This is a genomic window from Bacillota bacterium (genome assembly GCA_030705925.1).
GTDB lineage: Bacteria > Bacillota > Clostridia > Oscillospirales > Feifaniaceae > JAUZPM01.
On record JAUZPM010000016.1, the window covers coordinates 1 to 22,215 of the forward strand.

Below are 22,215 nucleotides of genomic sequence, written 5' to 3' on the forward strand. Positions count from 1 at the left end.
AGCAAACCAATATTTATTTTACTATGTAAGAAAAACCAAATTGGTTTGATTTCTATTTACAACAAACTGCCTTTAGTATATAATTATCCTGTTAAAAAATTAACATGGAGGTATAAAAAAATGGCTTTGGTTACCACAAAAGAGATGTTTGAGAAAGCTTACAAGGGCGGCTATGCCATCGGCGCGTTCAATGTAAACAATATGGAGATAGTTCAAGGTATTACAGAGGCTGCAAAAGAGCATAACGCTCCGGTCATTCTCCAGGTTTCCGCCGGTGCCAGAAAATATGCCAAGCATGCCTATTTAGTTAAGCTGGTTGAAGCTGCAATTGAGGATACCGACCTTCCGATTGTTTTACATCTTGACCACGGCGATGGATTTGATATCTGCAAGTCTTGCATTGATGGCGGATTCACATCAGTTATGATAGACGGTTCTAAATATCCGTTTGAAGAGAATATCCGTATAACCAAACAAGTCGTTGATTACGCTCATGCTCATGGGGTTGTTGTTGAAGGCGAACTTGGTAAGCTTGCCGGCGTTGAAGATGACGTTAAGGTTGATGCTAAGGATTCAACTTATACAGACCCTGCCGAAGTTGAAGAATTCGTATCAAAGACAGGCGTTGATTCTCTTGCAATTGCTATCGGAACCAGCCATGGTGCTTATAAATTCAAAGGTGAAGCAAAACTTCGCTTTGATATACTTGAGGAAGTAGCTAAAAGACTTCCCGGATTTCCAATCGTACTGCACGGTGCTTCATCAGTAATTCCTGAATATGTTGAGATGATTAACAAATTCGGCGGCAATATGCCAGGTGCCGCAGGCGTTCCAGAAGATATGCTCCGCAAAGCTGCAACTATGGCAGTCTGCAAAATCAATATTGACTCAGATTTGCGTCTTGCAATGACAGCCGCTATACGCAAACATTTTGTTGAGCATCCCGATCATTTTGATCCCAGACAATACCTTGCTCCTGCCCGTGACCTTATCCATGAACTTGTTTCTCATAAACTTGTTGATGTTCTCGGTTGTGCAGGCAAAGCATAAAATTTTTACAAAAAATATAACAAGAGGCATTTTGCCTCTTGTTTTTTTCTCATAAAGGTTGTATAATAATCAAGCATTATGCGGGTGTAGTTTAGTGGTAGAACATCAGCTTCCCAAGCTGAGAGTGTGGGTCCGATTCCCATCACCCGCTCCATAGTAAAACCCTGCAGCCACGCGGCTTGCAGGGTTTTTATTATCTCAAAATAACACACTTTTATTGGGGATAAGATCGGAAACGAAGTGCTTCTAAAATCAATTGCCAAGCATTAAAAACCTGTGTCCATATGGATTACAGGTTTTTTTATTTAAACCGATGTAAATAAAACTGTTTCTGTAACGATTTCAGCTCATTTATTGCGTACTATACAATATGTTCAAAAATATGTTTTAATTGTTATTGTTTAAAAAAATCGCCTTATTTTATAAATAATGGTTGAAATTTGCAAAATTATAATGTATTATAATTAACGGAAACTCCAACCAATCAATATAACGATTTTAAAATAAACCATGAAGTCCATGAAACGTAAAGTTTCATAAATAATAAATAACGGCGGAGGGGTTTTAGTATGTCAAAAGTACGAGGCACTTCAAATGTGCCAATGGTTCTAGGAATTGTGGGTGGTGTAATAGGTCTTCCGGCTGCGGTATGTTCAGGTGCGTGTGCTGCGGGGTTTTCTGCTGCAGCCAATTCTTCAAGTTCAGTAAGTAATACTGCTGGAAGCACCTTTATGATTCTAGGATTGCTTGCTGCGGTTATAGGGATTGTCTTTGGAATATTGTCAAAAAAAGCGCCTATTACTTCAGGCATAGCTTTGATTATTGCGACTATTTTATCAGGAATTACATTAATTACATTTAATTTCTTGACATTAATTGTAGTTATATTATTGTTGCTTGCCGCTATTTTCTCTTTTGTACAGAAAAAAGAAACGGTCGAATAAATATTTTATTCATAAAGAGCCGCTTGAGAGCGGCTCTCAGCTTGTCGAAAAACTATATTTTCGACAAGCTGGAAAGGCGCTCGAAAAAGGACAGGCAGACGAAGAACAGGTGCTCGTCGCTGTATGCAGATACAGCAGGGCACCTGTTCTGAAGTAAGCAAAAGTGCCCGAAGCGGTGGCTCTCACGCCATTTTGCGTTTACAAGCCGTAACCTTAAGATCACGTTTAAAGGCCCAATCTTTTAATTTTGTCGTATAACTTATATTTAACCGCTTTTGCGGTGCACGTACTTTTTTGACAGTTTGAGAGCCGCTTACGAGAGGCTCTCTGTATTTTTGAGGTTATCATGTATCCTATATTTAAATTTACAATTTTGGGAAGCACTTCAGTAATCCCTATGTATAACTTAATGATCGGAATAGGTATTATTATCGGTATCATTATTTTTGAACATATATGTAGTAAAAAAGGTGTTCCAAAACATCAAATTGACAATTTGATGCTTGTAATTTGTATTTCTATAGTCTTCGGATTTTTTTCAGCAGCGTTATTTGATAAACTTGTTCATTATCATAGCTTTAAAGCATTTCTCTCACATTTATTTGTTTTTACAGGCCTTACGTTTGCTGGGGGTTTTTGGGGCGGAGCAATTGTATTTATAATTTCTTATAAAATTGTCATGCGAAACTTTAAAAATATTAAACTACATATTAATTGCGCAGCACCTTCAATAGCTATAGCACATTCTTTTGGCCGGATAGGCTGCTTCTTGGGCGGATGTTGTTTTGGAAAACCAACGCATTCAATAATCGGAGTCCAATTTCCTGCCGGCTCATTAGCTGAACAGTTTTACGAATATAAAGTAAAAGTCATCCCTACACAGCTTATTGAAGCATTATTTCTTCTGCTGCTTTTTTTCGTTCTTTACTTTTTACTGCAAAAACATGCCTTTTCTTTTTATCTGTTATTTTATGGGGTATTTCGATTTATCATTGAATTTTTCAGAGGCGATAACCGTGGCACAATGTTCCAAACCATATTCACTCCATCACAGTGCCTGTCCATTCTAATGATTTTTTTAGGTTTGTGGATCCTTTACAGAAGTATTTTATTAAAGCATAATACTCAAAAAATCATTCTGAGTTCTAGATAAATATCAGCGTAGGCATGTAGGCTAGAATCTAGCTTACATGCCTTGTTTGCATTATAGGAAAACAAAAACGACTATCAAGGGCGTTTCACTTGCCCTTGACAGCCCAGGCTGGAAACGCCTCACTGTCTTTGCCGCACATTTATTGAGCGTCACCCGTGTCTGAATCAACACCCTGTGAGATATCAATAATTTCAGAAGTTTCAAATTTTGAGCCGTCATCAATGTCATCAAGCCCAGGAAAATCTTTTTCGATTTCCTCGTCTTTCATTTTTTTATCTTCCGGATTATTGAACTCACCGCTTTTATCTACGATAGGATACCGTGAAAACGGAGATAGCATGTCCTTTTTTAGTTTATATTTTTCTACCATTTTACTGTCTATTGGTATAAACTCGCCATTCATTTTTAAAAATAATTCTTCCATATTTACTCCATATATATTTTTCTTCCTTTTTAATATATGTAAATTTTAAATACAGATTACAAAAATTTTTTACTCTCTAAATTTTAATAAATAAGTATAAACAATTTAAAACATAAATCTTTTTTATATTTTAATTTAATATAAAAAAGATATTTATGAAAACAACCTACGAGCTGGATTTAAAAGTAATTACTTATTAATTTTATAAATCGTTAATTCATTAATTATCATTATAAATTCGATCACCATACAATAGTATGCGGTCATTCCAAATACAAGTAGGTGATCTTTTGAAAAAAATAACTACTTTTGCCTTAGTGATAGCCATGTTAATGATTCTATCATTTTCGGCATTTTCCGCTAGCGTTTTACCGCAGCGTTATAACGGCAACGATTCAAACCCAAATGATTATACCCCACCGCCCGGATGTTTGCATTATGAAATACCACAAAGTGATACTGCCGGTATCCACACCATTCGTTTTGACAGTAACGGCAATGTTGACCCCAATGGTGATTTTATATTTACAATATCGGTTGGTACAGTTGCCGGTACAGATTATACCCAGGTGTTATACTGGACTAGCAATTTCCCCATTGACGCAGTCATTGTAAAGGGGGGAAACGCTTTTAATCTTTACGCATATTCAACTTCAGTACGTGGTGACACGTATCTTGTTTCCCCTATCAACGCATCCGGACATCCCGCAGATATAAGTCATGTGTCGGTTGTTATCTGTCCTGAGGACTTTCCGCCGGGTCCACCGCCTCCTCCGCCTCCACCTCCTCCGCCGCCTCCCATCAATTGCATTGTAATAGTCACTATTATATTAAGCATTATTGCAGCTATAATTTTAGCCGTAAAATTTTCAAATCATTGTTGTAGGAATTAAGACCGCACAGCAATATGCTTTTTGCCACACCGAAATTTTTTCGGTGTGGCATATATTTCATGTTTACATGCCATATAATTATGGTATACTATAATCAAACATTTGTTTGTATTAGGAGGCAATTTGGATAGGGTTATTCTTCACGCTGATTTAAACTCATTTTATGCAAGCGTTGAGTGCTTATATAATCCTGACATACGGGAAAAACCAGTTGCAGTCTGCGGAAGTGAAGAACTTCGTCATGGCATCGTTCTTGCTAAAAACAAACATGCTCAAAAAGATGGCGTTAAAACCGGAGATACGATATGGCAGGCAAAGCAAAAATCACCTGACCTTATTGTAATAACCCCAAACTTTGAACGTTATATGTATTTTTCAAAAGCTGCCAGATCAATATACGAAAGATACACCGACAAAGTCGAAAATTTTGGCCTTGATGAATGCTGGCTTGACGTAACGGGAAGTCGGCTGCTATTCGGAAGTGGTGAAGAAATTGCGGAGGATATAAGAAACACCATTAAGAATGAGCTTGGCATAACCGTATCAGTAGGAATATCGTGGAATAAAATATTTGCAAAGCTGGGCAGCGACTTAAAAAAGCCTGATACCTGCACACTCATATCAAAAGATAATTATCAAAGCGTTGTGTGGCCTTTAAATGCATCCGATCTTTTGTATGTGGGTCGCTCAACTAAACAAAAACTTTACAGACACGGTTTATTTACAATCGGCGATATTGCAAATGCCGATACTTATTTTTTAAAGAACCTACTTGGAAAATGGGGCGAAACTTTATGGGCGTTTGCAAATGGGTATGACCCTACTCTCGTACAGTCATCAGACAGCTCCAGTATAATCAAAAGTATAGGCAACAGCATGACAACGCCGCGTGATATTGAGAAGGAGGATGATGCGTTAAAGGTTATAACCGCACTTTCAGAAAGTGTTGCAAAACGGCTTCGTGAAAATAATTTATATTGCCGTACTGTTCAAATAAGTTTACGGAATACTGACCTTGCCTATGAAGAACATCAGGTCAAGCTTAATTCTACTTTTATTTCAAATGAGATCGCAATGGCAGCATTAAAGATATTAAAACTAAACTATACATGGGAAAAACCTTTGCGTTCTTTAGGAGTGCGTGCATGTGATCTTATTGGCGTCGGCAGCTGTTTCCAGCTTGATTTATACGGAAGCGATATAAAAAGAGAAAAGTATGAACAGTTGGAATTTGCTCTTGATTCTATTCGCAGCAGGTTTGGAAGCGGTTCTGTTCGAAAAGCAGTGCTGCTGTACGATGAGCTTACGGGCTCGGATAATGCTATAACTCACGATATACATCCTGTATCTTATATGAGGTGATTATATGGCAAGAAAAGTTTTTGTGAACGTAACAGCTGATTTTATGTATGACGGTAAGATAATGCCTCGCTCATTTGTTTGGGAAGACGGGAGACGCTTTGATATAGACCGTGTCCTTGATGTCCGTCCAGCTGCATCCTTGAAAGTCGGTGGGCAAGGGCTTCGCTATACATGCAGAATATGCGGTAAACAGAAATATATCTTCCTCGAAAACGGTCGTTGGTTTATCGAAGGCAAGTGACTAGTAAAGTTGCCTCCCCTATTGACACCTTTTTATTGGTATGCTATACTGGCTTTCGAACTAATATTTGGGGGCGTAGCTCAGCTGGGAGAGCGTACGGTTCGCATCCGTAAGGTCGAGAGTTCGATCCTCTTCGTCTCCACCACAACGCGCAGATACGAACTCTTTTTATAGTGAGAAACGTATTTGCAGTAATAGCAGAAATAGAGCGCCGCTGATGCGGTGCTCTATTTCTATATTTATATAAAAAATTAATTGGCTAAGAAACCATCCAAGCAGTACTGTTATATCAGAGCTTTGGTGAAACAGATCTTAGGTAGGTATCCCAATAATCCTCATCAGTTTCTATCTCATGCAGCCAACAATAAAGAAGTAATGTCTCAAATTCCTGTTTTTTGCCTTTAATAAAGCTTTTCTTTGGCATGTTTCTGTAAAGGGAATCAAGATTAAACAAATTGCTTTTTTGTTTATAATCGTAATCCCATAATATGCTCTTTGGGATTTTTATGTCATTTCTTTTCGAATACTTATCATAGTATTCACTCCTTTTCTTATGGCTTATAGGCCAAATATCAGGATTGTCATAAAAATATTCGCTCCAACCACAGCAAAAGTTATAAAGGTTTACCCCATGCTTTTGATATGTCTCTTTGATCCAATCATCTATACTATCACATATGTGATAATTATCATATGGAGAAAATAAATTCTCTATTCGGTGCAGATCTTTAATAAAGAGAAATATTTTCTCTGATTGATTGTTTAGAAACTTATACTTTTTAATTACTTTAGGATATATCTCATATGATAAGGCTCTAAATTCTGCTTCCGTATCGTATAATAAAAAGTACGTATCTTCAATATAATTTGACAAATTCTTATTCATATACTTTCCATAAGATGAGTATATGGAAACCAGCCACTCCTGGATCTCTGTATCATAGTCCTTTAGCATAGCCCGATATTTATCAACTTTTTCTTCATGCAATATGGTCTTTTCATCAGCAGGGCTTGTCTCCAAGTAATTATTAAAATATTCGAAAACGTAATTGACACAGATACGTGTATTTTCAGGACGCTTGTCAATATCATATTCATTTATTCCGTCTTCTTTTTTTCGCTTAAGGATGTATTCTTCTAATGTGAACATTGGTACTCTCCTTAATGCCTTTATTTTTCAAACGAAATCATTCGCGAAGTCAACAAAAAATATGGTGACCAAAGAGCCTCTCGACTCTTTTTAATTTCAGCTATTTATTTTACGCAAACTAGTAAAACAACAAATATAAATAGGTGAAAGTATTTGTATAGATGTTGCAAATGACCTGTCCATAACACTTCTGCGGTAGCGTATTTTAGTTAACAAACGAAGCAATAATGCTTTTCTATTGAAAGCATTCCTCATATTTAGTGTCCATCTCATCAATTAAATTCCAGAGTATTGACTCCTCGTCTTGTTTTTTAATATTAGAGAGCCAATTATTGATGATATTGAATCCCGTATTAGCATATGCCTGTGCAATCGCGAAAGCTTCATCCTTGTCACTTATTTTTTCCTCTTCGTTTCTTTTCCGCATCTCATCAACGAGAAGTGAATATATGATTGACATCGCGCCTTCGTTGTTTAATATAGAGCTTTCTAGTATAAAGCCATGTAAGGAGGAAATAGGCGTCTTTTTTTCAACCTTAACGCCAAGTGCCATTGCAAATAGGAATAACTCAATTCTATCGACAGAACTCTTATCTAAACCCAAGAACTTAGTTTTATCAATAATTGGAATCGTTATATCATTAATCTTTTTATCAATGCTAAGTCTATCTGCCATGTTAATACGCCTCCCGCTGAGTAACTTCTTCATCCGGACTTATAAGCTTATTATAACTTGATAGGACTTCCGAGTTAAAATATTTGCTAATTTCAGTGGAGAATTCTGATGGAGTGAATGCAAGGATAAGCTGCTTTTTCTCACTTACCGTAATTAGTGACTTTGCAAAGTTTTCCCTGTTAATATCCGAGACTCTGCCAACTGGAGTATCAATAAACAACAAGCAATCATGACCTGATACGCGATGTAATGCAATTGTAAAGGCAAGTGCTAGTAACTCACGCTCAGCAGCGCTGCAGCTACCCAGGCAAGATTCTTTTGTTATCTTATGAAACAACCGCAACTTATAGTCATCACTAAGCTCAATATGTCCATACGTGTTTTTCTTCCAGATCAGTTCCTCAAACAGATCCATCGTTTCTGTTTCCATTTGCATCCGGACTTCGGTAATAATCTCATTTTCAATAGAAGCTACAATTCCTTTAGCTTCAGTTGCGAAGTTAAGCTGACTCTTTATTTCTTCACACTTGTCACTATCAGATATAGCCGCATCCAGTTTAGCGTTAATTGAAGCAATCTCAGTATCTAGAATTCCGATTTGGTTTTTATAGGAGCCAATTTTCTCACTATTGATGCGTAAGAGATCTCTGTTTTCTTCTCGCTGTTGCATCCAAAGTTCGATATTTTCTACGCTCGAACAAGTGCTTATTCGTTTATATAGTTCTTCATTTTCCGCAGTTAATGATGCAATATGTTCGTCAAGTTCACGTATGCTTGAGAAAATTTCTTTCTTGTCGTCCATATAGTTTGACGCTTCCTTGCAAGCACGGGAGACATCATTCTTAATCTCCACCAACTTATGTGATACAGTCGTAGATACTTCAAACTTATCAATTAATGATTTTAAATAATCCTCTGCCGCTTTGTTAATTGTGTTCTTGCAGATCACGCATTCATGGTGTGTTAAGCTGTCCTTTATTAAATCAATGTTGATATCCGGAGGAAGGACACCCTTTTGAAATTTAGCCTGAATATACTTATCTGTTGCTTTATTAGTGTCGTACATCATCAACAAAACATAATACTTTCTAATCAGTTCGAGAAGTTTTGTGGACTGCTTTTTTCTTGCATCTGTATATTCGTTGATCAGTTTAAGATTATCATTATACCTCAGATTATCACCAACAACCGATTCTGTTCCTGATATCCGCTGGTCTAGGGTTGCAATAACATCATTTGATTCTTTTATACTTGCCTCAAGAGCAGCTATCTCGTCTGTCAATTTTTTTCTCTCGGTCTTTTTGGTTGTTATATCGGCAGTAAAAATATCAATTTTTGGATTCATTTTTGCGATAGATTTTTGATACTCCTCAATTATCTTTTCCAGATGAATGCGAACATTAGAGACGACGCTGATTTGCGCAATCTCGTGTATCGAATCCCTTACATGCGTAGTAGCTTGTCCTTTGCCAAAGTAATTATGCAATTGTTCACCATCAAAAAAGAAGTACTGTCTGATCTTTTGTGGAAGATATTGATTTACTATCTCGCGAGCTTCATCGTTCTCAAGGATTTCAGTGTTACCAGTTGAATCAGTTACGGCTGCACGAAATAAATCTCTATCAGGGAAGTATGTAGACACGTCAATCGCAACACTGCGATCAAATGCAATCTTACAATTGTTAGCAATAGTGTTAATGCGGACAGAAACAATCGCACTCTTTTCACCTTTTTCACGTGCTTCAACGAGTGCCGCATGGTTGCAGATAGTTAAGCTATCATCCTTATCACCAAGGTGCGGTTCATCTCCATAAAGGCACCAGTTAATCGCATTCAACATATTCGTCTTACCAATACCATTTGATGCAACAATGACATGCAGATCGGTGCATTTACTGCGAGGGAAGGAAATGTTGATTGCTTTATATTGCCGGTAATTGGATATAACGATAGAATCGAACCTCATTTGTTATCGCCACCTATCTGCTCACGTTTCTTAGCGCCCTTTTCAACTTCGGCGCTATAAAACTTTGAATACTGTTTACCTTCAGATTCATTTGTCATGATTGCAACCAAAAAGTCATACATAATGACATCCCCAGCAGTTTTGCTTTCCAACTTTTCCAGGATTATAGGATTCTGTATCATACAATTCCTCCGAGTATTTTATATATCAAGTTTAATACGCTTGAATTGTTCAAGGCATTAACCGACAGGTCCTTAACTCTCTCCATCTCTTTTTCAAAGATTTTCCGTTCCAGCTTCACCATAATATCTTCTTTATAACCCGAAAGATCGGGCCTAATAATCAAATCATAAATATCAGCCTGATTTTTTCCAGGAGCTTGCCTAATAATTCGGCCGATACGCTGAATATATTCACGCGGGTTCGTACTACTTGCCATAACAATAGCACGTTTTGCCGAAGGGATATCAATACCTTCATCAAGACACTTTATAGCAACAAGTACCATGTACTCCCCTGAAATGAATCTTTTTATTAGGTATTCACGTTCTGAAACCCCTCCGTATTTTGAAGATGGTATCGTTGATTCAGCCTGAGTAAATCTATGTGCTGTAATGTTTCTGCGTCCCATAATTCTCATAACACGATCAATCTGGTCGTCTGACACAAAAATAATAGTATCAGAAATGTCATTGCCAATTTCATCAAGGATCAACTCAAGCTCGGAGTATTTATTTTCTGCATTTTTCTCAAGTTCTGCGCGTCTAAATAGCAAGAACTGTAAAGCCTGTTCCGAATCGCCGCTGTGTATTTGACTGATTTTAGTAATCTTATCAGATAGCTGTTTATATTCACTTAATTCGTCATCAGTCAAGTTAATGAAATGCGGATGATAACGATAATTAACCAAGAAAGTTTTACTCGTAATCGGATTTATAGTAGTTAGTGCATCCTGTATGTTGAACTTAAAAGAGACATTTCCAAAATAATCCTCGATTAGCTTACTGCCCTCGTCGTCAAACCAGCGTGAAGGGGTCGCACTAAGACCCAACCGACACTGGTAAGACTCCAGCAATCCCTGTCTGGTTTTTGCAGCTCCCATTCCGTGTACTTCGTCACCAATGAAGAACTTCATTATTCTGGCGCTACATCCATTTATAATAGCTACAAAATCGCCATCACTGCATGTTTGATGCGTTGTGTATATTACTAAATTCCTATAAAAACCTGAGGAGAGTTTTTTTATTTCTTTGTCAAGAGAAGCACGCCAGTTATGAATTGTTCCATCGCAAACCATACTACCATCAATCGAAGTATTTAAACTTTCTATATCATTTTTCCACTGTATAGACAGTATATTCTGCGGGCATGCAATTACAGCTAATACCGGATGTGTTTCAGTCCTGAGTAACTCTTGCATACAGCCTATTGCAGTACGGGTCTTCCCGCACCCAGTGGCCATCTCTAGCAATAACCTTTTGTTAGAATCTTCCCACTTATTTACAGCATTTTTCTGATAGAAAAATAGTTTCAAGTCTTGCTTAGCTTTTGTCAAATAGTCCCGGTGCCTGCTTGTGTAGTATTTTTTTAATGCGATTGAGTCCTTTGAAAAGTCTGCGCCTGTTTCAATTAGTTTTTCATAGACTGCTGTTGGCAAGTCGACAACTCTTACGCCTGCGCGCTTGTTGTCCCAAAAGTCTTCGAATTTATTCTGATCTTCCGTAAAATATATCTTTTGCCCTGGTTCCCATTGCTTGAAAACCTTAAATTCCTCAATGTTCTCAAGCCACCCAGATGCGCTTTCATTATTGGAACCACTGAATGAAACCCCATTAAAATCTTCATCGTATAGGATTCCAACCTTCTGATGCATTATAGAGTGAGAAGCTGTTTTATCACTGTTGCTGATCTTCCCTTTTTCGTAGACCAGTGCAATTTTAATCTGCAAATAACCCTCAGCCAGCATCCACCCTAATGCTGAAATGTGGTCATGTTGAAACTGGTCTTGTACTTGCGAAAGGTCATATATAAGTCTTTTAGATAGAATGCTATCCGTATCATTTACAGCGATGTTAATGATATCAGCATCTTCTTTGCTAAGACGTGGACATGTTATCAAACGCATTTTCCCTCCGCGTTCAATCAGTGCAGCAAGACCCCGTGCTGCAAGCGCTAGACTTGTCGAAGAGAAAAATCCCGTTATTCTGTCATAGCGCTGCGCATAGGAAAGCATCGGGATATAAAAATCCCAAAGTAAATCATCTTTTTCAGATTCGTATGAATATTTGAGTTGAATATCCCGAAAGTTCATATCTTATCCCCACACAATATTATTGAGCCGGTGTTGCATTTCAACTCCAGCATTATCCATTATATACTGCAGCAGCTCTCTGATATTAGATCTTCTCCTCAGCATCGTTGATTTCGAAAGATATCGCAACATATATTCAGCTATATTAAACGTACTATCTTCCGCCAGTATAAGTGCCTGCTGTATTAGCGGTATTCTCAAAGCAAGTTTTTTCTTAATATTAGAGCGCTTAGCAGAACTTTCAGTTAAATAGTAGGCCATGCCCAAATCTGTAGCTGCAAGTGGTTTTATCTCTGTCGTTAATCCCAACTGTGCTGCTAGTTTATAATGATTTTCTCCATACTTGACACGTGCACCGGCTTTTGCATTTTTTGAACAAAGATAATATCCAATCTTTTCGTGATTTAGATCTTCCATTCTGGAATCTATAACCACACGTAAAACTGAGAAGATTTCATCAGCTTTGCTGAACTGCGGAATATTGGCAGATGTAATAGGTAAAAGAATGGGCTGATTTTGATCTATAATCTTAAAAATATCCTCAACCGATGTATTAAGAATAAGCTCTATTACTTCAAAGGCATCCAAATCTGCATCAGGACATTGCGTCACATAAAGCCTTTTTAGAGCTTCGAAATCTGTCGTTGTCATTCATATTAATTCCTTTCATTAAAGATGGAAAGTCAAAACCGACTAATCAATATTGGGATTGATGTCTCCAAAGCGTATATCGAAGTAACGAGCCGCTATATCTGGATGTTCGACCTCAAACTCAACCAGCGCCTTCATAGCAGCACAAAGTGTTCCATTAGTTTTGTGTAAAGCCTGGTTTGCTACACAAAATTCCCTAAAAGTCATTTTCTTAACTATACTAGGTTGATTACACCATCTTGCCATGGTGATGTAAAGTCCGCGGTATCGAGACCTCTTCCATGGTGTATCGTTCTGGTTCATATAACGCATTATGTATGGTAGGCATCTATAATGAAGTAATAGTTCAATGCGCCGGAAAGCATTTTCAATATCAGTTGAATCGGTGCTTTTAAATCCGACAAGAACATAAAACTTTACACTCTTCGACTTGGTATATTTCCTAATCATTTTCAACTTGGAATGAATTAGCTCGTAATCTTCAATGTTATCAAAAGCAAAAGTGTAGTCACCATCATAGTTTGCTGTGAAAAGAATTTTACATTTTTCCTCGGTCAAAAGTCGCTCGTCGAGTCCCTGTTTAAATTTAAACGGTTTTCCCTTGGCCAAGATATCTTCCAGTAAATGTCTCCAGTTATGGCATCCAAGGAAATTGTCGTCTAAGAGACATATTTTTTTGCAATCTTCGCGGTAAAATTCATCTATGGGGCTATGGGCAAAAACATGGTCGAACTTCTGATTTACGCAGAACGCGCACTTTCTAAAACATCCACGTGTTACAAAACCAATGCAGTAGTCTGTATATTCCTTAAATTGCACCATAAAAGATTTCTCGTTAAATGTAATACTTTTCTTATCGCATTCTGCTCTTGCCTTCGAAACCTCGCCGTTAATCCACTCATCATAGAGATGATAATCCGGCATATGGTGTTCAATTTCGTTAGGTAGGTTTGGAGCTTTATCAAAATAGAATCCAGTGCCGCCTATATGTACTTTTTCTGTTTCCTCAAGCCACTCGGGCATGGTGGTATCAGTAAATACTTTTGAAATATAGACATGATCAAAATCGTCAGACCAATTGTAATCTAAAAGTAAATAAACTTCTGCCCCCTTCTCTTTCCAGTACCCTGAGAGTTTTTCACAAACAAGATTTGGAAAGCGATGTTTGTCGCGTCCAAGCAAATCCGCATCTATAATACCAATCTTCATTAGTCCTCCCAAATTGCATTGTGTCATGCTGCCTATAATTCTATAATCCCAGCCATGCTCTAATATCGATTCTCCATTTTCTACATAATAATCCAAAACTCAATATTAGTCAACAAATGGTAACATAAAAAAGCGGCTCACCGTTCCGTTTCCGTAACGATGAGCCTTCCTTATTTTTATCATATTAACTACATTGGTTAATTAAACTTTCTTCTGTATGTAATTGACATTAGGTTTTTTTTAACGCAATATTTTTATATTATTTTTTCAATACCACCTATCGTATTTTCTATAAACTTGAAGTTTTTTATCAAGACATTCCTGTTCACTAATTTGTTTACGTAAGAATTGCATATTAATTTCATGCATTTCTTTTTGATAAGGTGTTTTATAGTTGTCTGCTGCATTTAATACTATCAAAAGAATCACACACCCTACTAATCCAAATAACGCTCCCATAATTAATACCTCCAATTATTACTATTATATTTCTAACATTTACAAAAATCAACATGTTTTAAAAAATTTGTCTATGCCTAAGATAAAAGAAAACATGTCATGTCACATTTATTATTTTAAGCACTTATATACTAATTCAGTATAAGTCATATTATTTTTATAGTCTAATAAGAAAACAATAAGCTATCTCACTTCAAGATTGATTGCTCTACTCCTAAGTAGTTTTATATAAAATAAAAAGCGATCCACAGCACCGAAAGGAACAATGAATCGAAATATCTATTATGTTCTAAAAAAAATAGTGTTTAATAATTCCGGATTATAAGTTCATTGAACCTTTCCCCCGGCTTGCTTTTCCCGGTCAGATTGCTGGATCTGTCAATCGCCTCAACATTGAAACCTTTATACAATTCCCGAATAAACTCACAGTCATTGTATGACAATATGAACCGACCTTTTATCCCCTTCAAAGCTTCGCATAACCTGCGGTGGTCTGCTTCGGTAAAAGCATTATCATAATACTTCTCTGTGCCAAAATAAGGCGGATCTAAATAAAACAGTGCTCCCGGTCTGTCATAAACCTTGATAAGGCTCTCGAAGTCCTTATTCTCAATCACAACCGACTTAAGACGGTCCTGTATTTCAGCGAGATACTCTATACCGCCCTGCAAGTTCCTTTTACTCGCCCTGAACGTTCTCATCCCACAACCAAAGCTGATTTTAATTAACGAATAATACCTTGCGGCGCGCTGAATATCAGTCAAGCCCCTACAGGAAAGCTGCTCCTTGAAGTCATATAACTGCTCCCTTGATACAAGAGTATATTCAAGCTGCCTCTGCAGTTCCTCCCTATGATATTTTATGCACCTGTATAAGTTTATCAAATCACTGTTGACATCATTAAAAACCTCCAATGGAGCGTGACTGTCTTTTGCAAACAGAACCCAGCCACCGCCGCCAAACACCTCAATATAACGATCAATGCCGTCCTCCGGAAAGCGCTCGATTATTGCTTTCCTTAAAAGTTTTTTGCCGCCGATCCAGCCAATAAAGCTATCCATAATAATATTTGTCTCCCTTCAAAAAGCCGAAAGGAGCCTCCGGAGAGGCTCCTTTTCTGTCTATATATTTATATTTTAAATGTTGTATCTCAGTATTGTATCAACAACAGCATTGCCGTCCGTGACCGCCACGTTCGTTCCGTTCACATCAAAGACAAACGGAGTACCGCCGTCATACATAATCATATAGTTGAAACCATAATCTTTGAATGTGTTGTAGATCTCAGTAGTAGCCGCCGCCGCCCCTGACTTCCTGTTATAGAACGCGAATATATATGCCTTGTCATACTTGAACGCAAGCATCGTGTGCCAGGTACAGCGAAACTTATCGTCCCTCCAGCCCTGCGGATAAATATCACGGGAAGCAGAAACTTCTTTTCCGTTCTTTATGACTGGAATGCCGCTCGCCGCCCACAGAAGGTTTTCGATGTTATCTATCTGATTCAGCTCGTCGTAAAAGGCCTCCTGGTCCTTTGTGACATAAAACGTGCTGAGCTTCCTGTCTATTGTCGACAGCTTCGCTATATCGATCCAGTCGGGAAAATCCTTAGCCTGGTTAATCACTTTGCCGTCGATTGCGAAGTTGCCGACCGGGTAATACTTCCCGAATTTAGGATCAGGACTTGCAAGAGGCGTATAAAACATGAAATTGCAGTAATTTTTGATTGCTGTAGTCCGTTTCGCCTTCTCCCATTCCTGCGGGAATGTGCTTGCTGTCGGAGATACCACCTCATACAAATAATTGCTGATTTTTTTATATCCCATATTATGCTCCTCCAAATATCCTATTGGATTTATCGTGTTCCCCGGAAAGGGGATCGGGTACACGACCGGCAGCTTGCCGTACACTTCAAGGTGCAGGTGCTTGCCGGTGCTGTTGCCCGTGCTGCCCTGTATGCCTATGATCTGCCCTTCTGTAACTCTGTCGTCTTTCTTGACATTGGACCTTACTAAATGTGCATAGCGTGAGGCCGTGCCATCGTCGTGATGAACGACAACATAGTTTCCGTATGACTTGTCGAATGCCGCCGTGCTTACCGTGCCGGATGCAATAGCCAACACATTGTCATCGCTACCGACAAAATCAGTGCCGGTGTGATAGCCGCAAGCCCAGCTCCCTTTTTTACCATATTCACAAGTAATTGTATAACTTTTAAATGGATACATCAATATGCCTTCTCTCTATTTATCTGCTGTTTCCGTCTGTGATTCTGTCTCAGCAGAAGCATAATTGCCGATAGCCTTCTTGATAACTTCAAGCAATGCGTCAAGATCGATCTGGCTTGCCGCCGACGCATCGATCTTTCCTTCAGCAATTATGTAAGTTATAGCGGGTATCAATATAAGCCCGGCAGAAGAAACCGCCTGAATGGCGTTGTCTCCGGCCCCCATCACGCCCAGTATCCCGGTTATGATGGATATAACCGCGATCCAAAATTTACGACTTGTTAATTTAACTTTCATTTTAAACATCCTCTCTTTTATTCGCCTTCGCTTTTATCCTGTGGCACATTCTTTTGAATTTTTACTAAGTTTTCAGCCTTTGCCTTATTGTAATAAAACCCTGTCGCAGTAGCAAGTTCCGTAAAAACTGCCGGGATAAGGTATTGGAACACGCTCATGTCATTGGTCTTCCATGACATAATACACGCAAAAACAGTCACAAATATGACGCCGCCCGTCACCCATGCTAGAATCACTTTTGAGAACTCATGTTTTCTTTTGCGTTTCATTATGTAGCCCCCTTTCCTATGATATCGTGTCCGCGCTCTAAATGTTCATCCAGCCGCTTGTGCGCCTGCTTTGCTGACTCTTCGACTTTAATAAGGCGCTCTCTGCTTTCTTTGATGTCGTTTTTAACGTTTGTCATCTCGTTCTTTATCTCCGTGATGCCTATGCCGATGTTTTCAAGCTTGACGATAACTGTAGCCATTACAGACGCATCCTCTTTGGTGTCGGCTTTGCTGTTTCGCTTCAGTGCCGTAAATCCGAAGACTGCGGCAAGTGTCACAGAAAAGAATGTTAATACGATTGAGAGATCTATTTCAGTCATTTTGCTTCTCCTTAGAAAGGCTCTCACACAAATATATGCGAGATCCTTTATTCTTATTTGTTGTCTAGGATTTCATAAACTATCGCCTGTAGGTTTGAGAGGTTCGGCACCTGTTCCCTCGTGTAATTGCCCTCATCGATATTGCGGACCCATATTTTGACCAGTGCGCTGTCTTTAGTAAACATTAAGCATTCCCTCCTAATAACATAGATAATTCAAGAATCGCCTGCTCATTCTCGGTGTTTTTGGCTTCCTGATCCGCCAAAAGCTCGGATGTTTCAAGCAGTCCCTTCTCGATCAGATCCGCCCTTTCGTCGGCTTCTGTCTCGACTTTTCTGTATTGTCTAACCCCGTCGATCTCGACTTCTACAAAGCCGCTTTTCGGCGGCAGTGTCGGTGTTACTATCATGTCATTCCCTCCTTACTGCGCTTTGATATATGTGTACGCGTCCGATGCGATAGCGGGCAGTGAATAGCCGTTTGAGTATTTGACCTGCGCTGTAAATCCAGTTGACACAACATAATAGCCTTTTGCATACGCAATGTCCGCGCCTCCGCTTAAAGTCACCTGTGTCCACGCGCCTGTCGGATCTGCCGCAAAATATAGAGCTCCGTTTCCATATGTAAACCATAGGCCATTCACATATCTTACAAAACCTAGAGAACCGCCGTTTGATGTAGCGGCGAGCCCCGTTGACGGCGGTGTCGTAAATGTGATTTGACTGCTTGTGCTGTTTCCGCCTAAAACAAACCTCCCGTTTCCGAAATCCACCGAATAAAAGGTTGCTGACGTTACAGTATAAGACGACCATGTCCCCGCAAGTGAAGTGGTGTAATAAAAAATATTTCTCCCTTTAACAGGTGCTACATAATACCCATTCCCATACGCAATATCACTCAGCTCATAGCTTGAAGTATTAGTCGCCTTTGAGTTCCATGTGCTGTTCGGCGTAGTGGCATAGTACAGCTTCCCCATATTGGTGCAGGTGAACCAAGAGCCGTTAATGTATTTTATGAATCCCATCGGATCGCTGGGATTGAGCGCCAGAGTCCAGGTTCCTGTGATACTGGCTGCATAATAAAGGTAATATCCGCCGCACAAAATACACCAGTACCCGCCGCCGTATTTTATGTCAGTGATCGAGGCGGCGGCGTTAGAAACGGTGAAGGAGCTCCACGACCCGCTTGTTATATCAGAAGTGTAATAGATGACCTTCCCGTCAAAGAAAGCGAATATGTTGCCGTCAGTGGCAAGCTTGCTGTTATTGGCGGTGCCTGTGAAAGAAGTGCTTACCCACGGTTTGCTCAGGCTGAAGGGAAGAATACTTGCCAAAGCGGGATATTCCGCCGAGTCAAATGCGCTGCCGTTGCAGAGCAGCCAGTCAGCGCCGAGATCCGTCCTCATGGTGGTCTTAATATCCCCAACTAGACTTTTGACCGGGATGCTTATGCCGGCGCTGCCGTCAAAACTAGCGCTCCCCGATAATTCCCCGCTGATGTTGATACTCCGGGCTGTGGTAAGCTTAGTCGCGCTCAACACATTCTTCGATGCGTCCGCTGTGTTGTCTGCATTCCCAAGCCCCACTTGAGCCTTGGTCACGCTGTGGGGATTTGACGTGTTCGCCAAATGTGCGGTTATCTGCGCCTGCAGTTTCCCCAAAGCTGTCAAGACGGTGTCGCTTGCGGTTATGATCGCATTTGTAGCGGTGCTGAGCCCGGTCAATACCGAGCCCGTCACTCTTGAAACAAAGTTTGATACTGCGGTGCTTATGCTGATGCTTGCACTGCCGTCAAAATTAGCACTGCCAGACAGTTCACCGCTTAAGGCAATAGTTCTCGCTGTTGTCAGCTTTGCCGCACTTGCAACGCTTTTCGCTGAATCTGCCGTATTATCGACGCTGCCAAGCCCCACCTGTGCCTTTGTCACCGAGTGCGGGTTTGACGTATTAGCAAGGTGGCTCGAGATCTGAGCCTGCAGCTTTCCAAGCGCCGTAAGCGCTGAGTCAGCCGCACTGATCACAGCACTCGTCGCCGTACTGAGCCCCGTTAAAACAGTCGCTCTCACCGCCGCCGCAAAGTCCGAAATAGTGCTTGAGGTCTGCGTCCCTGTATGGTTTGCCCGGTTTCGGTCGCTTGAGTGATAGTGTCCCACGACGTCCCCCGTGATTAGGTCCTGCTTACTGTTTGAAAGCGCCGTCAGCTGCTCGTCGATGATGTCAGCATTGCCGTTGAAATCTTGAACGTTATAAAAATCATCCTGCCCCGGCTTTACTAGGTTGTAGTTCGTTGTATAGTCTGCCATGTTATGCCCCCAATTCTTCGCTGTTTCTCAGCTCATAGTGTGTATACTGCGCCATTTGGCTATGTGTAAGCTTTGTGAAATTCATGTGCTGGTTGTATTTGAGTGAAACGTCTACCAGAAGGTTTGCCGGAACGATCCTCTTGAGCAGTGCCGCCACTTCATCAAACTTCTTTTGCACTGTCAGCGCCACTCTCACCGTAACTAAATACTGAGATCCTTTGATCTCGACTGTATAGCCGTCAGCCCCGCAGAGTGCGTCAAGCTGCTGCCTTAAGTTCGTCTTTGTGAACGGCGCTTGTTCTGTAAGCCGGGACAGTATCTTGAATTTTCTCACATCGAGGCTGTCATCGGCTTTCGGTGTGATCTGTAAAAGCTTCTCCCATCGTTTAACGCCGTTTTCGCTTGCGTCAGCTACAAACTGGTCATCCATTGCAACTCCAAGATCATTCCAGAGGGATTCTATCTCACCCTGTTCAGAGTCCATGACGGCTGCCATTTCCCTAATATCTTTTAACACGGGCGGCAGGTAATTAATGATCATTCTATCCACTTATAACACCCCTTGCCGGTATGCTGTAAGCGGGGACAATGAGATTTGCGGCGGAGCCGTTGATGGTGGTGTTTTGGATATCCAGCACACCCGTCACGGTAAGAAGTCTTGTTTCGATCTGACTGATACGCACTACAAGGTTTTCACTGTCCGCCCATCCGCTGTTAAGCTCTGAAAAATATCCGTCAATGACTTGGCTCGCGCTCGCCTCTATATCCGCCCAGCTCCATCCCGCTTTATATGTAATGTGGGTCGATATATTGACCTGAACTTCATCAGCTCCGGCGACCGTCACATTGTGACCGATAGGGGCGATCCCGACACCCATGCCATGACTGTCAGGCGGGTCTATCGCCTGTTGAACAGCTTCAACAAGAGCGGCGCTGGGCTTTTTGTTCTGTGAGTCGATTATTACAAGCTTAACCGTTCCCGCGCCGTTCCATGTGGGAATGACTTTCACACCACCAACGCCGTCAATGGCGTTAGTCTTTTCTTTGTAGTCGGCGATATTACCGCCGAAAGCCTCAGAATCGAGACTGTCAAAATATCGTTTCCGCAGTGCTTCCGTTTCTTCCTCATCCTCACCCGGGATAAGCAGCTCGGACAGCGCCGCTTTTGTGAGACCCTCTATGTAATCTATCGGGATAAGCGCTCCGAGCTTTTCATTCCCCGCTGTTCCCGCCGTCTCACATTCCAGTTTGAAAACGCCTGTTTGTACCTTTTCGGTCACTGCGTAATTCAAAAGGTCGAGAGAGAATCTTGACCCTATAGGAACATCCATATTGAATTCACCCTTAAAGGTCGCTTTTGTCGCCGGTGTCGGTGTGATCCCACGCTCGGCGCAACGTTTTATAAGATGATCTCTTGACGCCGTGTCCGCAAACGTTTCATTAAGAATAGTGTCAAGCTCTATATCCATGTTCTGAAGCTCAACGGCAGCAGGGGCAAGGGCGCTGTAAATGATGCCGCCCTCCCTGGTGTCTATGTTAGGGTCCTTTTCAAGTGCTTTATCCAGCATACGCTTAAGGATAGATTCAAAAGTTACATTTTCATACACTAAAAGCTCACCGCCTTTTCCGCTTCGATTTCTCCATAGATAGTGCTTACCGTAAATGTCACAAGGATCTTTCCCTTGCCTGTTTCAAAATCAAAAGCACCGACATCAGTGATCCTTGAATCCTGTACCAGTGCTTCCGTTATCCTTCTTTTAAGTTCGGGCAACAGGTATGGTATCGGCTTTCCATACAGGTCTTTTAGCTCTATCCCATAATTCCAGCTGTATATCAGGTATTCATACCGTTCGGTGTTCAGTATCAGATAAACCGCTTGTTTTACAGCTTCTAAGCCGTCTGTCATGCCGTTAATGGTGTTTTCCGTTGTTACCCTGAACGTCCTTGCCGGAAGTTCCTTGATTTCAAAATCTTTTGTTAAATCGTCGTTTACTGCCGGGATCATGTCATCACCTCACCCTGTCCAACACAATGAATTTCTGCCCGCCCTGAGATCTTATAAGGATAACTTTTTCGCCAACAGACAGCCCCAAACGGACGCTGTATGCTTCCTCGATCTGGTTCACAGTCATTTTCACATCAAAATCGCTCACCATGCTTGTCAGAACAAGGTTGTTCTCTGTCAGAGTCATTTTCTGCTCGACATTGATTTTCAAAGGCGCTGTGCTTGTAACCTCGCCAAAAAACACCCCTGCAGGCATGGAATTGTCGACTGCTTCAACTGCGGCTTTTTTAATTAGCTGAACCATA

At 40.4% G+C, this 22,215-nt stretch carries 28 protein-coding genes and 2 tRNA genes; 9 read left to right on the top strand and 21 right to left on the bottom strand.

Features of this window, described 5'->3' with window-relative positions:
* Window positions 1-120 precede the first annotated feature (120 nt).
* The 5 genes from fba to Q8865_03860 all read left to right on the top strand — a co-directional run bounded on the left by fba (window position 121) and on the right by Q8865_03860 (window position 3,147).
* Complete coding sequence (fba, locus tag Q8865_03840) at window positions 121-1,050, top strand: class II fructose-1,6-bisphosphate aldolase (GenBank protein ID MDP4152562.1); 930 nt, start codon at window positions 121-123, stop codon at window positions 1,048-1,050.
* Window positions 1,051-1,130: 80 nt separating this feature from the next.
* Window positions 1,131-1,204: transfer RNA gene (locus tag Q8865_03845), tRNA-Gly, on the top strand.
* A 415-nt stretch (window positions 1,205-1,619) separates the two neighbouring features.
* Window positions 1,620-1,994, top strand: a complete 375-nt coding sequence (locus Q8865_03850) for a DUF4064 domain-containing protein (GenBank protein MDP4152563.1) — start codon at window positions 1,620-1,622, stop codon at window positions 1,992-1,994.
* The gene (locus Q8865_03855; GenBank protein ID MDP4152564.1) at window positions 1,966-2,151 is read left to right on the top strand and encodes a hypothetical protein; all 186 of its coding nucleotides are present in this window, start codon (window positions 1,966-1,968) and stop codon (window positions 2,149-2,151) included. The genes Q8865_03850 and Q8865_03855 overlap by 29 nt, the downstream gene beginning before the upstream one ends.
* Before the next feature lie 240 nt (window positions 2,152-2,391).
* On the top strand, window positions 2,392-3,147 hold the full coding sequence (locus tag Q8865_03860; GenBank protein MDP4152565.1) for a prolipoprotein diacylglyceryl transferase: 756 nt from the start codon (window positions 2,392-2,394) through the stop codon (window positions 3,145-3,147).
* A 139-nt stretch (window positions 3,148-3,286) separates the two neighbouring features.
* On the opposite strand, the gene Q8865_03865 is transcribed toward Q8865_03860, so the two are convergent.
* Window positions 3,287-3,571 (bottom strand): hypothetical protein, encoded by a 285-nt coding sequence (locus Q8865_03865; protein MDP4152566.1) that lies wholly within the window; start codon window positions 3,569-3,571, stop codon window positions 3,287-3,289.
* A gap of 290 nt (window positions 3,572-3,861) precedes the next feature.
* Between Q8865_03865 and Q8865_03870 the strand changes: the two genes are divergently transcribed.
* The 4 genes from Q8865_03870 to Q8865_03885 all read left to right on the top strand — a co-directional run bounded on the left by Q8865_03870 (window position 3,862) and on the right by Q8865_03885 (window position 6,212).
* Window positions 3,862-4,464, top strand: a complete 603-nt coding sequence (locus Q8865_03870) for a hypothetical protein (protein MDP4152567.1) — start codon at window positions 3,862-3,864, stop codon at window positions 4,462-4,464.
* Window positions 4,465-4,587: 123 nt separating this feature from the next.
* On the top strand, window positions 4,588-5,826 hold the full coding sequence (locus Q8865_03875) for a DNA polymerase IV (protein MDP4152568.1): 1,239 nt from the start codon (window positions 4,588-4,590) through the stop codon (window positions 5,824-5,826).
* 4 nt (window positions 5,827-5,830) lie between these two features.
* Window positions 5,831-6,067 carry a hypothetical protein gene (locus Q8865_03880; GenBank protein MDP4152569.1) on the top strand — a complete coding sequence of 79 codons (237 nt, stop codon included), beginning with the start codon at window positions 5,831-5,833 and terminating at the stop codon, window positions 6,065-6,067.
* A 69-nt stretch (window positions 6,068-6,136) separates the two neighbouring features.
* Window positions 6,137-6,212 (top strand) — tRNA-Ala (locus Q8865_03885).
* Window positions 6,213-6,356: 144 nt separating this feature from the next.
* Here Q8865_03885 and Q8865_03890 read toward each other — a convergent pair.
* From Q8865_03890 to Q8865_03985, 20 genes are all read right to left on the bottom strand, one after another.
* On the bottom strand, window positions 6,357-7,217 hold the full coding sequence (locus Q8865_03890; protein ID MDP4152570.1) for a hypothetical protein: 861 nt from the start codon (window positions 7,215-7,217) through the stop codon (window positions 6,357-6,359).
* Between the two features lie 235 nt (window positions 7,218-7,452).
* Window positions 7,453-7,893 (bottom strand): hypothetical protein, encoded by a 441-nt coding sequence (locus Q8865_03895; protein MDP4152571.1) that lies wholly within the window; start codon window positions 7,891-7,893, stop codon window positions 7,453-7,455.
* 1 nt (window position 7,894) lies between these two features.
* Complete coding sequence (locus Q8865_03900) at window positions 7,895-9,859, bottom strand: AAA family ATPase (GenBank protein MDP4152572.1); 1,965 nt, start codon at window positions 9,857-9,859, stop codon at window positions 7,895-7,897.
* Window positions 9,856-10,041 carry a hypothetical protein gene (locus Q8865_03905; GenBank protein MDP4152573.1) on the bottom strand — a complete coding sequence of 62 codons (186 nt, stop codon included), beginning with the start codon at window positions 10,039-10,041 and terminating at the stop codon, window positions 9,856-9,858. The genes Q8865_03900 and Q8865_03905 overlap by 4 nt, the downstream gene beginning before the upstream one ends.
* Window positions 10,038-12,170: a DEAD/DEAH box helicase family protein gene (locus Q8865_03910; protein ID MDP4152574.1), complete on the bottom strand. Its 2,133-nt coding sequence runs from the start codon at window positions 12,168-12,170 to the stop codon at window positions 10,038-10,040. Before Q8865_03910 ends, Q8865_03905 begins: the two co-directional genes overlap by 4 nt.
* Window positions 12,171-12,173: 3 nt before the next feature.
* The gene (locus Q8865_03915) at window positions 12,174-12,821 is read right to left on the bottom strand and encodes a hypothetical protein (protein ID MDP4152575.1); all 648 of its coding nucleotides are present in this window, start codon (window positions 12,819-12,821) and stop codon (window positions 12,174-12,176) included.
* A 42-nt stretch (window positions 12,822-12,863) separates the two neighbouring features.
* A complete protein-coding gene (locus Q8865_03920; GenBank protein ID MDP4152576.1) occupies window positions 12,864-14,030 on the bottom strand; it encodes a hypothetical protein in 1,167 nt (388 codons plus the stop codon).
* Between the two features lie 267 nt (window positions 14,031-14,297).
* The gene (locus Q8865_03925; GenBank protein MDP4152577.1) at window positions 14,298-14,489 is read right to left on the bottom strand and encodes a hypothetical protein; all 192 of its coding nucleotides are present in this window, start codon (window positions 14,487-14,489) and stop codon (window positions 14,298-14,300) included.
* Between the two features lie 305 nt (window positions 14,490-14,794).
* Window positions 14,795-15,550: a DNA adenine methylase gene (locus Q8865_03930; GenBank protein MDP4152578.1), complete on the bottom strand. Its 756-nt coding sequence runs from the start codon at window positions 15,548-15,550 to the stop codon at window positions 14,795-14,797.
* 75 nt (window positions 15,551-15,625) lie between these two features.
* Window positions 15,626-16,717, bottom strand: a complete 1,092-nt coding sequence (locus tag Q8865_03935) for a M23 family metallopeptidase (protein ID MDP4152579.1) — start codon at window positions 16,715-16,717, stop codon at window positions 15,626-15,628.
* Between the two features lie 15 nt (window positions 16,718-16,732).
* A complete protein-coding gene (locus tag Q8865_03940; GenBank protein ID MDP4152580.1) occupies window positions 16,733-17,014 on the bottom strand; it encodes a hypothetical protein in 282 nt (93 codons plus the stop codon).
* Window positions 17,015-17,031: 17 nt separating this feature from the next.
* The gene (locus Q8865_03945) at window positions 17,032-17,283 is read right to left on the bottom strand and encodes a hypothetical protein (protein MDP4152581.1); all 252 of its coding nucleotides are present in this window, start codon (window positions 17,281-17,283) and stop codon (window positions 17,032-17,034) included.
* The gene (locus Q8865_03950; GenBank protein ID MDP4152582.1) at window positions 17,283-17,603 is read right to left on the bottom strand and encodes a hypothetical protein; all 321 of its coding nucleotides are present in this window, start codon (window positions 17,601-17,603) and stop codon (window positions 17,283-17,285) included. Before Q8865_03950 ends, Q8865_03945 begins: the two co-directional genes overlap by 1 nt.
* A 53-nt stretch (window positions 17,604-17,656) precedes the next feature.
* Window positions 17,657-17,788, bottom strand: coding sequence for a hypothetical protein (locus Q8865_03955; GenBank protein ID MDP4152583.1), 132 nt, complete (start codon window positions 17,786-17,788; stop codon window positions 17,657-17,659).
* Window positions 17,788-18,012 carry a hypothetical protein gene (locus Q8865_03960; GenBank protein ID MDP4152584.1) on the bottom strand — a complete coding sequence of 75 codons (225 nt, stop codon included), beginning with the start codon at window positions 18,010-18,012 and terminating at the stop codon, window positions 17,788-17,790. Before Q8865_03960 ends, Q8865_03955 begins: the two co-directional genes overlap by 1 nt.
* 12 nt (window positions 18,013-18,024) lie before the next feature.
* Complete coding sequence (locus Q8865_03965) at window positions 18,025-19,905, bottom strand: tail fiber protein (protein MDP4152585.1); 1,881 nt, start codon at window positions 19,903-19,905, stop codon at window positions 18,025-18,027.
* A gap of 1 nt (window position 19,906) precedes the next feature.
* Window positions 19,907-20,446 carry a DUF2313 domain-containing protein gene (locus Q8865_03970; protein ID MDP4152586.1) on the bottom strand — a complete coding sequence of 180 codons (540 nt, stop codon included), beginning with the start codon at window positions 20,444-20,446 and terminating at the stop codon, window positions 19,907-19,909.
* A 1-nt stretch (window position 20,447) separates the two neighbouring features.
* Window positions 20,448-21,512, bottom strand: a complete 1,065-nt coding sequence (locus Q8865_03975) for a baseplate J/gp47 family protein (protein MDP4152587.1) — start codon at window positions 21,510-21,512, stop codon at window positions 20,448-20,450.
* Complete coding sequence (locus tag Q8865_03980) at window positions 21,512-21,910, bottom strand: DUF2634 domain-containing protein (protein MDP4152588.1); 399 nt, start codon at window positions 21,908-21,910, stop codon at window positions 21,512-21,514. The genes Q8865_03975 and Q8865_03980 overlap by 1 nt, the downstream gene beginning before the upstream one ends.
* Before the next feature lie 4 nt (window positions 21,911-21,914).
* Window positions 21,915-22,214 (bottom strand): DUF2577 domain-containing protein, encoded by a 300-nt coding sequence (locus Q8865_03985; GenBank protein MDP4152589.1) that lies wholly within the window; start codon window positions 22,212-22,214, stop codon window positions 21,915-21,917.
* Window position 22,215: the final 1 nt, after the last annotated feature.

Bases quoted from the DNA above. Each gene is read 5' to 3' on its own strand.
- fba (MDP4152562.1), top strand. From the start codon at position 121: ATGGCTTTGGTTACCACAAAAGAGATGTTTGAGAAAGCTTACAAGGGC.
- Q8865_03850 (MDP4152563.1), top strand. From the start codon at position 1,620: ATGTCAAAAGTACGAGGCACTTCAAATGTGCCAATGGTTCTAGGAATT.
- Q8865_03860 (MDP4152565.1), top strand. From the start codon at position 2,392: ATGTATAACTTAATGATCGGAATAGGTATTATTATCGGTATCATTATT.
- Q8865_03865 (MDP4152566.1), bottom strand. From the start codon at position 3,571: ATGGAAGAATTATTTTTAAAAATGAATGGCGAGTTTATACCAATAGAC.
- Q8865_03880 (MDP4152569.1), top strand. From the start codon at position 5,831: ATGGCAAGAAAAGTTTTTGTGAACGTAACAGCTGATTTTATGTATGAC.
- Q8865_03890 (MDP4152570.1), bottom strand. From the start codon at position 7,217: ATGTTCACATTAGAAGAATACATCCTTAAGCGAAAAAAAGAAGACGGA.
- Q8865_03895 (MDP4152571.1), bottom strand. From the start codon at position 7,893: ATGGCAGATAGACTTAGCATTGATAAAAAGATTAATGATATAACGATT.
- Q8865_03900 (MDP4152572.1), bottom strand. From the start codon at position 9,859: ATGAGGTTCGATTCTATCGTTATATCCAATTACCGGCAATATAAAGCA.
- Q8865_03905 (MDP4152573.1), bottom strand. From the start codon at position 10,041: ATGATACAGAATCCTATAATCCTGGAAAAGTTGGAAAGCAAAACTGCT.
- Q8865_03910 (MDP4152574.1), bottom strand. From the start codon at position 12,170: ATGAACTTTCGGGATATTCAACTCAAATATTCATACGAATCTGAAAAA.
- Q8865_03915 (MDP4152575.1), bottom strand. From the start codon at position 12,821: ATGACAACGACAGATTTCGAAGCTCTAAAAAGGCTTTATGTGACGCAA.
- Q8865_03920 (MDP4152576.1), bottom strand. From the start codon at position 14,030: ATGAAGATTGGTATTATAGATGCGGATTTGCTTGGACGCGACAAACAT.
- Q8865_03925 (MDP4152577.1), bottom strand. From the start codon at position 14,489: ATGGGAGCGTTATTTGGATTAGTAGGGTGTGTGATTCTTTTGATAGTA.
- Q8865_03930 (MDP4152578.1), bottom strand. From the start codon at position 15,550: ATGGATAGCTTTATTGGCTGGATCGGCGGCAAAAAACTTTTAAGGAAA.
- Q8865_03935 (MDP4152579.1), bottom strand. From the start codon at position 16,717: ATGTATCCATTTAAAAGTTATACAATTACTTGTGAATATGGTAAAAAA.
- Q8865_03940 (MDP4152580.1), bottom strand. From the start codon at position 17,014: ATGAAAGTTAAATTAACAAGTCGTAAATTTTGGATCGCGGTTATATCC.
- Q8865_03945 (MDP4152581.1), bottom strand. From the start codon at position 17,283: ATGAAACGCAAAAGAAAACATGAGTTCTCAAAAGTGATTCTAGCATGG.
- Q8865_03950 (MDP4152582.1), bottom strand. From the start codon at position 17,603: ATGACTGAAATAGATCTCTCAATCGTATTAACATTCTTTTCTGTGACA.
- Q8865_03955 (MDP4152583.1), bottom strand. From the start codon at position 17,788: ATGTTTACTAAAGACAGCGCACTGGTCAAAATATGGGTCCGCAATATC.
- Q8865_03960 (MDP4152584.1), bottom strand. From the start codon at position 18,012: ATGATAGTAACACCGACACTGCCGCCGAAAAGCGGCTTTGTAGAAGTC.
- Q8865_03965 (MDP4152585.1), bottom strand. From the start codon at position 19,905: ATGGCAGACTATACAACGAACTACAACCTAGTAAAGCCGGGGCAGGAT.
- Q8865_03970 (MDP4152586.1), bottom strand. From the start codon at position 20,446: ATGATCATTAATTACCTGCCGCCCGTGTTAAAAGATATTAGGGAAATG.
- Q8865_03980 (MDP4152588.1), bottom strand. From the start codon at position 21,910: ATGATCCCGGCAGTAAACGACGATTTAACAAAAGATTTTGAAATCAAG.
- Q8865_03985 (MDP4152589.1), bottom strand. From the start codon at position 22,214: ATGGTTCAGCTAATTAAAAAAGCCGCAGTTGAAGCAGTCGACAATTCC.